Below are 8,585 nucleotides of genomic sequence, written 5' to 3'. Positions count from 1 at the left end.
CGGCTGGCTAGCCCTCGAGTCACACCCCCGGCCCCGCCCCCACACAAACCCCCCTCTCCATAGGCCGCCCCCCCCCCCCCCCGCGCGCGGGGGGGGGGGGGGGGCCCGCCCCCCCCCCCCCCCCCGCGACCAGTGACGCTGCTGGGGCGGTATGCCCGTTGACCGCGGCACTCGACGTCGGGCTGTTCATCGCGACTCTCGCCTGCATCCTGGCCAACGCCTTCGAGGTGATCGCGAAGGCGGTCTCGGCTCGGTTCGTGGTGCGTAACTCTGCCGAGGTCGGCCTCGATCCGCGGTGGATCCCCTACCTCGCGGTCGTTGAGGGCTCCGGGGTCGTAGGGCTCGTGCTCGGGCTGCTCGGCCGGCCTCTCTTCGGCCTGGCCGCTGCCTTGGGGCTCGTGCTGTTCTTCGTCGGAGCCGTCCTCGCCCATGTCCGTGCGCGCGTGTTTCACAACCTCGGCTTCCCGGTGGCCTTCCTCCTCCTGGCAGTGGCGGCCGGCGGGTACTTCGGTCGGTCGCTCGCCTGATCGCGTGGGAAGGGGCTCTCGGGACAAAGGGGAGGATCAGGACTGATACGGGGGCTTTCGGAGTGCGGGCCGGTGACTGGGTCACGGTGCGTTCCGGTGATCGGTGGGCCCGGTTGCGGGTCGCTGTCGGTACGGGCCCGGTGGGGGTGGTCGCGCCGGAGACGTCGGCGCCGTTGACTGGTTCCTCTGAGCCGCATGCCGTCTGGGTCCGCGCCTCTTCCGGCGGGTTCACCTGGGTGGGTTGCGAGACGCTCGTGGAGCGGGCTCTCGGTGGCGCCGCCCGGGTGGCTCCGGTCGCGGGGCTGTCACTCGACTGATGCGGTCGGCTGTGCCCGGGGGTGGTGGCGTGTCCGTGCTGCCTGTGCCACACTCACTGTTATAGAACTCTCTGAAGAGTTATAGAACGATGGGAGGGTGGCATGCGAGACGTGCTGCCGTGGCGTGAGGCGGTCGCGCCGGACGGGACGATGGGCGAGCCCCGGGCGCGGGGCCGGTTCGGCGGGTATGGCGGGCGGTACGCGCCGGAGTCGCTGGTGGAGGCGTGCCGCGAGGTGGAGGAGTCGTTCCGGGAGGCGTGGGCGGATCCGGGGTTCCGCGGCGCGCTGGCGCGGCTGCTGGCCGTGCACGCCGGGCGGCCGACGCCGCTCACGCCGGCCCGCCGACTGTCGGAGGCGCTGGGTGTGGAGCTGTATCTCAAGCGGGAGGATCTCACCCACACCGGATCCCACAAGATCAACAATGTGCTTGGCCAGGCTCTGCTGGCCATCCGGATGGGGCGGCGCAGGCTGATCGCCGAGACGGGGGCGGGCCAGCACGGGGTGGCCACCGCGACCGCCGCCGCGCTGCTCGGGCTGGAGGCCACCGTGTTCATGGGCGAGCGCGACATCGAGCGGCAGGCGCTGAACGTCTTCCGGATGCGCATGCTGGGCGCCGAGGTGGTCCCGGTGACCACGGGCAGCCGTACGCTCAAGGACGCGACCAGCGAGGCCATGCGGCACTGGGTGGGCGCGACCGGCGACTCCCACTACTGCGTCGGCTCGGTCGTCGGGCCGGATCCGTACCCGTGGATGGTCAGGGAGTTCCAGCGGGTGATCGGCGACGAGGCGCGCGGGCAGTGCGCCGCCGAGCTGCGGACGGGCGTCCCGGACCATGTGGTGGCGTGTGTCGGCGGCGGCTCGAACGCGGCCGGCACGTTCGCCGGGTTCGCCGACACCCCGGCGCGTCTGGTCGGTGTGGAGGCGGACGGCGGAGCGGGGGCGGCCCGCGGCCGGCTGGGTGTCCTGCACGGCTGCCGTTCGCTGTTCCTGCAGGACGACGACGGGCAGATCATCCAGGCGCACTCCATCGCGGCCGGGCTCGACTACCCGGGCGTCGGCCCGGAGCACGCCCATCTGCGCGACCTGGGCCGGGCCCGGTACGTCACGGTGACCGACGGCGAGGCGGTCGGCGCGGCGCTGCGGCTGGCACGCACCGAGGGGATCGTCCCGGCGCTCGAGTCGGCGCACGCCCTGGCATGGGTGATCCGCGCGGCGGGCGACGGCGACCTGCCCGCGGGGTCGACGGTGCTGATGACGTTGTCCGGCCGGGGCGACAAGGACGTCTCGACCCTGAAGGAGCTGCTGTGACGAACGCCCTGACCGCCGGCGCGGTCGAACGCCACCTGCGTGCCCGCCGGGACGCCGGCCGCGGCCTGCTCATGCCGTACGTCACCGGGGGGATCACGCCCGGCTGGACGGACTACCTGCGGGCGTTCGCCGCCGCCGGGGCGGACGCGATCGAGGTCGGGCTGCCCTTCTCCGATCCCACGCTGGACGGCGTCACCATCCAGCAGGCCAGTGACACGGCGCTGGCCCGGGGGGCGAGCACCCGCCGGATCCTCGCCGACCTGGCCGAGGTCGGTGACCTGGGCGTGCCGCTGGTCGTCAGCACCTACTACAACCTGGTGCTGAACGACGGCCCGGAGGCGTTCTGCGCCGCGCTGCGCCGGGCCGGCGCCGGCGGCCTGATCGTGCCCGACCTGCCGGTGCACGAGGCGGACGAGCTGACGGACGCGGCCGAAGCCGCCGGGATCGAGCCGGCCCTGCTGGCCTCGCCGGCGACGCCGCAGCCGCGGCTGGCGGAGATCGCGGGCCGCAGCCGCGGGTTCGTGTACGCGGTGTCGCTGATGGGCACCACCGGCGAGCGGACCGCCCTCGCCGCTTCGGCGGCGGAGCTCACCGGGCGGATCAGGCGCGTCACCGACCGGCCGGTCTTGCTAGGATTTGGCATTTCCACCCCGGACCAGGCACGCGAAGCCCGCCGGCACGCCGACGGCGTGGTGGTCGGCGCCGCGGTCATGCGGCGGGTGCTCGACGGGGCCGGGCCGGACGACCTGCGGGCCTTCCTGGCGACCCTGCGCCTGGCCCTCGACCAGGAGTGTGACCGACCACGATGACCTCCGACGCCGGGCACGAGGCGAGATACCGCGCCATCGCCGCCGACCTCGCCGCGAAGATCCGGTCGGGGCGCTACGCCCCCGGTGAGGCGCTGCCGCCGCAGCGTGAGCTGAGCGCCTCCTACGGGGTGACTCTCATGACGCTGCGCCAGGCGTTGCGGGAGCTGAGCGACGAGAGGCTGATCGTGCAGCGGCCCGGCAGGGGCACGTTCGTCGCCCCGCCGCACCTGGCGTACCAGCTCGACTCGCTCCGCAGCCTGGCCGACGACCTGCGTGAACAGGGCCATGACGTGCGGACCGCGGTGGCCGGGCGGGCGGTGCGCCGGGCCCCGGCGCGGATCGCCGCGGAGCTGCGGCTGCGTCCCGGCGACACCGCCCTGCGGCTGGAGCGGGTCCGTGAGTTCGCCGGGCGTCCCGCCGTGCACCAGGTGTCCTGGGTCCGGCGGCCGGTGGCCGACCGGATCCGCGACCGCGACTTCACCGCAGTCTCCCTCTACACGGCTCTGGCCGACGCGGGGGTGACGGTCTCCCGGGCGGCGGAGGTGGTCCGGCCCGGTCTGCTCGACGCCGCCGCCGCCCGTCACCTGCACGAGCCGCAGGGCAGCCCGGTGCTCGTCAGCTCCCGGATCACCTACGCGCTCGACGCCACGCCGGTGGTGTCCGACCATGCCACGATCCTCGGCAGCATGATGGAGATCCGCACCGAACGCGCCGCCACCGGCCTCTCTCTGACCTGGGGGGCCACCAGCTGAGCCGGTCCGTCACCGGTGCGTACGGTCGCCGTGGCGGCGGATGAGCTCCTGGAGTGCGGCGAGTTCGGCCGACAGGGCGGCCCGGCCTTCGCCGGTGATGACGACCCAGGTCTTCGGGCGCCGCCCGTCGTACCCCTTCTCCAGCACGATCAGGCCGGCTTCTTCCAGGACGGAGAGGTGCCGGTTGAGGTTTCCCCGGGTCAGTTCGAGCACCTGGTGGAGGTAGGTGAACTCCACCCTGGCCGCCTCGTCGGCGATGGCGAGGATGCCGAGGCGGTGGCGCTGGTGGACGACGTCGCTCAGGCGTCCGGTGGGGTGGGTCACGGACGCGTCCTTCGCAGGGCGTGCAGGCCGGCGTAGCGCCACACGGTCAGGCCCGTCCCGGCGATCAGCCCGGGCATCCACGCCATGTTCACGAACTCCCTCGGAAGCAGGTGGGCGAGGTCTCCTTCCGGCGGGAAACGCAGGGCGTGGTCGACGGTCTGGACGACCGCCGAGCCCTTGATCCATACCGGTCGCGGGCCTGCCTAGCGGCCGATCTTGTCCAGCTCGGCGAGGTCCTCGCCGGAGAGCGGCAGGCCGGCGCCGGCGGCGTTCTCGCGCAGGTGCGCCACCGACGAGGTGCCGGGAATGAGCAGGATGTTCGGCGACCGGCGCAGCAACCAGGCCAGGGCGACGGACATCGGCGTCGCCTCCAGCCGGGCGGCCACCGCCGAGAGCGCCGAGGACTGGAGCGGGCTGAAGCCGCCGAGCGGGAAGAAGGGCACGTAGGCGATGCCCTCCCGCGCGAGCTCGTCGATCAGTTCGTCGTCGTGCCGGTGGGCGAGGTTGTACATGTTCTGCACGCACACGATGGGCGCGATGGTCCGCGCCTCGGCGACCTGTTCCGGCGTCGCGTTGCTCACGCCGAGGTGCCGGATCAGCCCCTGCCGCTGGAGTTCGGCGAGAGCCTCGTACGGTTCGGCGAGTGAGCCGGGCCGAGGTCCGCTGGCGTCGCCGAGCCGGAGGTTGACCAGGTCGAGCACCTCGAGACCGAGGGCTTCGAGGTTGTCGTGGACGGCGCGGCGCACGTCTTCCGGCCGCCGCGCGGGGGGCCAGCCACCCTGCTCGTCGCGGGTCGCGCCGACCTTGGTCACGATGTGCAGCGCTTCGGGGTACGGGTGCAGCGCCTCGCGGATCAGCTGGTTGGTGACGCGCGGTCCGTAGGCGTCGCTGGTGTCGATATGGGTGATCCCGAGGTCGGCGACCTCGCGGAGGACGGCGAGTGCGCTGTCGCGGTCGGCCGGCGGACCCATCACCCCGGGACCGGCGAGCTGCATGGCACCGTAGCCGAACCGGGTGACGGTCAGGTCGCCCAGGGCCCAGGTGCCGCCGGGAAGCGAAGCGGGGAACGTCGTCATGCCTCTGCCTTTCAAGGGTGAGCAAGAGTCTTTCGGAAACTTGCTCCAGTCTGGTGAGGTAACTCCCCATGGGGAAGCAGGCACTTCAAGGTGCGTAGGACACCCGCGGGTTCGCTTTCGTGGCGGCCATGTCCCGGCGTGACCGGGCCTCGGCGGCCCAGTGGGGCGCGTTCCACCGGTCGGCGATGACGGCGGCCCGGGCGAAGTGGTCGGCGGCCTCCTGATCGCGGCCGAGGAAGACGGCCAGCTCGCCGAGGGTGTGGGCGACCGGGCGCAGCGCCACCGCCAGGCTCGTGACGCCCGCCGGAGGGCCGTTGCGGTGAGGGAGCAGCGCCGCGTAGGTCTCCTCGGCGGCGGCGCGGTCGTCCAGGGCGATGACGGCCATCGCGCGGGCGGTGGTGAGGAAGGTGAAGAAGTAGTCGGGCCGGATCGGGTCCGATGCGCGCACCCGGCGGGCCTCGGCGGTCAGGCCGCTGGCGTGCAGGGCGAGGGCCAGCAGGTCGGCGGCGATCGGGCCGGTCGCCTCGTGGAGGGCGCGCACCTCGTCCAGGTGCTCGCCGGGGGTGCCGTCGTTCACCCAGGTCGCGGCCAGCGCGAGGCCGAGGAAGCCGGGGGCGTGCAGCGATCCGGCGCGCCGCATGCCGCCGGCGGCCTCGGTGTAGAGCCGTTCCGCGTCGGCGAACCGGCCCTCGATGAGGGCCAGGGTCGCCAGCGTCACCTCGGCGACGCCGATCGCCTCGGGCATCCGGTAGGTACGCGCGAGGTCGAGGGCCTCGGCGGTCACCCGGCGCATGGTGGCCGGGTCGCCGGCCCCTGCGGCGACGGCGGCGTGGTTGAGCAGCCCGGTGACGCGGTAGACGGGCAGGTCGTGCTCGGTGCCGAGCGCCACCAGCTCGCGGCAGAGCTCGTCGCTGCCGGCCGATCCGGTGTGGCCGCGGGTCAGGATCCGGAGCGCCGCCGCCCGCAGGCGGGGCCCGGTGGCCAGGCCGAGCGCCTCGCGGGCCGCCGCCGTGACAGTGGGGTCGTCCTCGCCGGCCAGCTCCTCGGCGTAGGAGACGAGGAGGCGGCCGCGTACCTCCGCAGTGAGGTCGGTGCGTTCGAGCAGGCGGCTCAGCCGGTCCACGACGGGCCGGTCCACCGTGCCGTACGGGCGGGACTGCCAGGGCGTCGGCTCGGTCCAGGCGGTGAAGGCGGCGATCATCAGGTCGTCGCGTCCCAGGGACTCCGCGTACTCGACGGCCTGCCGGCGGGTCGTCCGGGCGGCGGCCACGGCGCCGGCCCGGATCTGCGCGCGCAGCAGCCTGCCGTGCAGGGCGACGCGTTCCTCCGGACTGGTCGAGTTCGCGACGGCGTCGGCGAGGAGATCGGCCGCGACGTCGTGGGCGTAGCGGGCCTCGGCCAGTTCGGCGGCCCGGACGCAGTAGCCGACGGCCTTGGGGGATCCGGCACGGGCGTAGTGGTGCGCGAGCGCCGTGATGTCGCCGGTGGGTTCCAGGGCGGCGGCGACGCGGGCGTGCATGCGGGCCGCCCGCAGGCGGCTGACGTCGGCCAGGAGGGTGTCGCGGACGAGGGCGTGGACGAACCGGACCCGTCCGGGCGCGGGCTCGCTCAGCAGTCCGGCGATCACGCCCGCGTCCAGCGCGTCCAGCACGCTGTCGGCGTCGGTGCCTGCGGCGTCGACCAGCACGTCCACGGAGCTTTCCCGGCCCGCGACCGCGGCCAGCCGCAGCACGGCCACGCCTTGCCCGGGCAGCCGTGCCAGGCGGCGCCGCAGCACGTCCCGTACGCCCTGCGGGACCTCCGAGAGGGCGACCAGCGCGCCTTCTCCGTTCAGCAGCCGCGCGCTCTCGCGCACGTAGAACGGGTTGCCGCCGGTGCGCTCGGCGATGCCGGCGACGGTCTCGTCGTCGGCCTCGCACTCGTTGCGTACGAGCTGGGCCACGGCCACGTCGTCCAGGCCGGGCAGGGCGAGCCGCAGGGGTGCGGCGCGGGCGAGGGCGGCCAGCGTGTCGGTGAGATGGCCGCTCTCCTCCGCCCGGTAGGCCGCGACGACCAGGATGGGGGCCCGCGTGCCGAGGCCGCCGCCGAGCAGCTCCAGCGTGGCGGCGTCCGCCCAGTGCAGGTCGTCCAGCACGACGGCGACCGGGCGTTTCGCGGCGACCGCCGCGAGCCATCGCCACACGGCCCGGCGCAGGCGGAACCGGCCGGCGGTGGCGTCGGCGTCCACCGGCGCGGTGTCGGTGAGCAGCGGCGCGAGGTCGTCCGCGTGCTCGCCCGGGGAGGTGGCCGCGGCGACGGCTCTCAGCGCCTCGGTCCACGCCCACGCGGGCGGCGCGCCGGCGGCCTCGGGGCAGTGACCGGCGGCGACCAGCCATCCGGTACGTTCCAGCCGCCTGCCGAGGTGTTCCAGGAGCGTCGACTTGCCGAGCCCGGCCTCGCCGGTGACGAGGGCGACGCGGGCTCCGTCGGCTGCGGCCTGTTCGGCGGCCGTGACCAGCGCTGACAGCTCCGCCTCACGCCCGACGAACGGCGCCTCGGCGATCGGGGCCGTCCCGGGGAGGGTGACCGTCGGCGGAAGCGGGGCGGTCAACAATGGCCGGGCAGTCAACAGTGGCGGAAGCATCTGCGGTGACGAAGACATCTCCGGTGGGGGAGGCGACTGCGGTGGCAGGGGTACGGTCGCGCGCAGGACGTCGGTGCGCCCGGTGAGGATGGCCTCCTCCAGTGCCGTCAGGTCAGGGCCGGGATCGAGCCCGAGCTCCTCGGCGAACAGGCCGCGGGCGCGGCGGAGCGTGGCCAGGGCGTCGGCCTGGCGGCCGCTGCTCCACAGGGCCAGGGCGTGCAGCCGCCAGCCCTCCTCGCGCAGGGGCTCGTCGCGGGTGAGCCGCTCGGCCTCGGGCACCACCGTCGCGGGGTCGCCGGTCCGCAGGCCCGCCGCGACGTGCAGTTCGGCGGCGACCAGGCGCAGCTCGTCCAGCCTGGCCGTCTCGGCGGCGGCCCACGGCTCGTCGGCGACCTCGGCGAACGCCGGTCCCCGCCACAGCTCCAGCGCCTCGGCGAGCCGTGCCCGGGCGGCGCGCGGGTCGGTGACCGTGCGGGCCTGGCCGAGCAGGTCCTCGAACCGCCACGCGTCGACCGAGTCAGGCGGGAGCCGCAGGGCGTAGCCGGGCGGCGTGCTCACGAGGAGCCGGGCCGGCGCGCGCGGCGGGCGCCCCGGCTCCAGCAGCCGGCGCAGGTTGGACACGTACGCCTGCAAGGACATCAGCGCCCGCGCGGGCGGCTCGCCGCGCCACAGGTCCTCGATCATCCGGTCGACCGGCACGACCTGCCCGCGCGCCGCGACCAGCAGCGCCAGCACGCCCCGCTGCCGCGGCCCGCCGGGGTGGACGGGCTCACCGTTCACCTCGGTCGCGAACTCGCCCAGCACCCGAATGAACACCATGATCCGTACATCGTACGAGGAGGCTTCCAA

At 74.5% G+C, this 8,585-nt stretch carries 7 protein-coding genes; 4 read left to right on the top strand and 3 right to left on the bottom strand.

Features of this window, described 5'->3' with window-relative positions; all coding sequences use genetic code 11:
* The first annotated feature begins 158 nt into the window (after positions 1-158).
* From ACZ6YG_RS16540 to ACZ6YG_RS16525, 4 genes are all read left to right on the top strand, one after another.
* Positions 159-527 (top strand): DoxX family protein, encoded by a 369-nt coding sequence (locus tag ACZ6YG_RS16540; RefSeq protein WP_148031753.1) that lies wholly within the window; start codon positions 159-161, stop codon positions 525-527.
* Between the two features lie 419 nt (positions 528-946).
* Positions 947-2,152, top strand: coding sequence for a tryptophan synthase subunit beta (gene trpB, locus ACZ6YG_RS16535; RefSeq protein WP_246640594.1), 1,206 nt, complete (start codon positions 947-949; stop codon positions 2,150-2,152).
* Positions 2,149-2,961 (top strand): tryptophan synthase subunit alpha, encoded by an 813-nt coding sequence (gene trpA / locus ACZ6YG_RS16530; protein WP_219547457.1) that lies wholly within the window; start codon positions 2,149-2,151, stop codon positions 2,959-2,961. Before trpB ends, trpA begins: the two co-directional genes overlap by 4 nt.
* Complete coding sequence (locus ACZ6YG_RS16525) at positions 2,958-3,713, top strand: GntR family transcriptional regulator (protein ID WP_397199670.1); 756 nt, start codon at positions 2,958-2,960, stop codon at positions 3,711-3,713. The genes trpA and ACZ6YG_RS16525 overlap by 4 nt, the downstream gene beginning before the upstream one ends.
* Before the next feature lie 9 nt (positions 3,714-3,722).
* Here ACZ6YG_RS16525 and ACZ6YG_RS16520 read toward each other — a convergent pair whose 3' ends face one another.
* The 3 genes from ACZ6YG_RS16520 to ACZ6YG_RS16510 all read right to left on the bottom strand — a co-directional run bounded on the left by ACZ6YG_RS16520 (position 3,723) and on the right by ACZ6YG_RS16510 (position 8,555).
* Positions 3,723-4,037, bottom strand: a complete 315-nt coding sequence (locus ACZ6YG_RS16520) for a transcriptional regulator (RefSeq protein ID WP_466018477.1) — start codon at positions 4,035-4,037, stop codon at positions 3,723-3,725.
* 203 nt (positions 4,038-4,240) lie between these two features.
* The gene (locus ACZ6YG_RS16515) at positions 4,241-5,113 is read right to left on the bottom strand and encodes an aldo/keto reductase family oxidoreductase (RefSeq protein ID WP_466018476.1); all 873 of its coding nucleotides are present in this window, start codon (positions 5,111-5,113) and stop codon (positions 4,241-4,243) included.
* An 85-nt stretch (positions 5,114-5,198) separates the two neighbouring features.
* A complete protein-coding gene (locus ACZ6YG_RS16510) occupies positions 5,199-8,555 on the bottom strand; it encodes a BTAD domain-containing putative transcriptional regulator (RefSeq protein ID WP_466018475.1) in 3,357 nt (1,118 codons plus the stop codon).
* Positions 8,556-8,585: the final 30 nt, after the last annotated feature.

The organism is Nonomuraea sp. NPDC054003 (assembly GCF_055585125.1).
Note: the sequence above shows the minus strand (reverse complement) of the source record. Positions and strands in the feature narration are given on the sequence as shown.

Excerpts from the sequence above, each read along its gene's own strand:
- trpB (WP_246640594.1), top strand. The coding sequence starts at position 947 with ATGCGAGACGTGCTGCCGTGGCGTGAGGCGGTCGCGCCGGACGGGACG.
- ACZ6YG_RS16525 (WP_397199670.1), top strand. The coding sequence starts at position 2,958 with ATGACCTCCGACGCCGGGCACGAGGCGAGATACCGCGCCATCGCCGCC.
- ACZ6YG_RS16515 (WP_466018476.1), bottom strand. The coding sequence starts at position 5,113 with ATGACGACGTTCCCCGCTTCGCTTCCCGGCGGCACCTGGGCCCTGGGC.
- ACZ6YG_RS16510 (WP_466018475.1), bottom strand. The coding sequence starts at position 8,555 with ATGGTGTTCATTCGGGTGCTGGGCGAGTTCGCGACCGAGGTGAACGGT.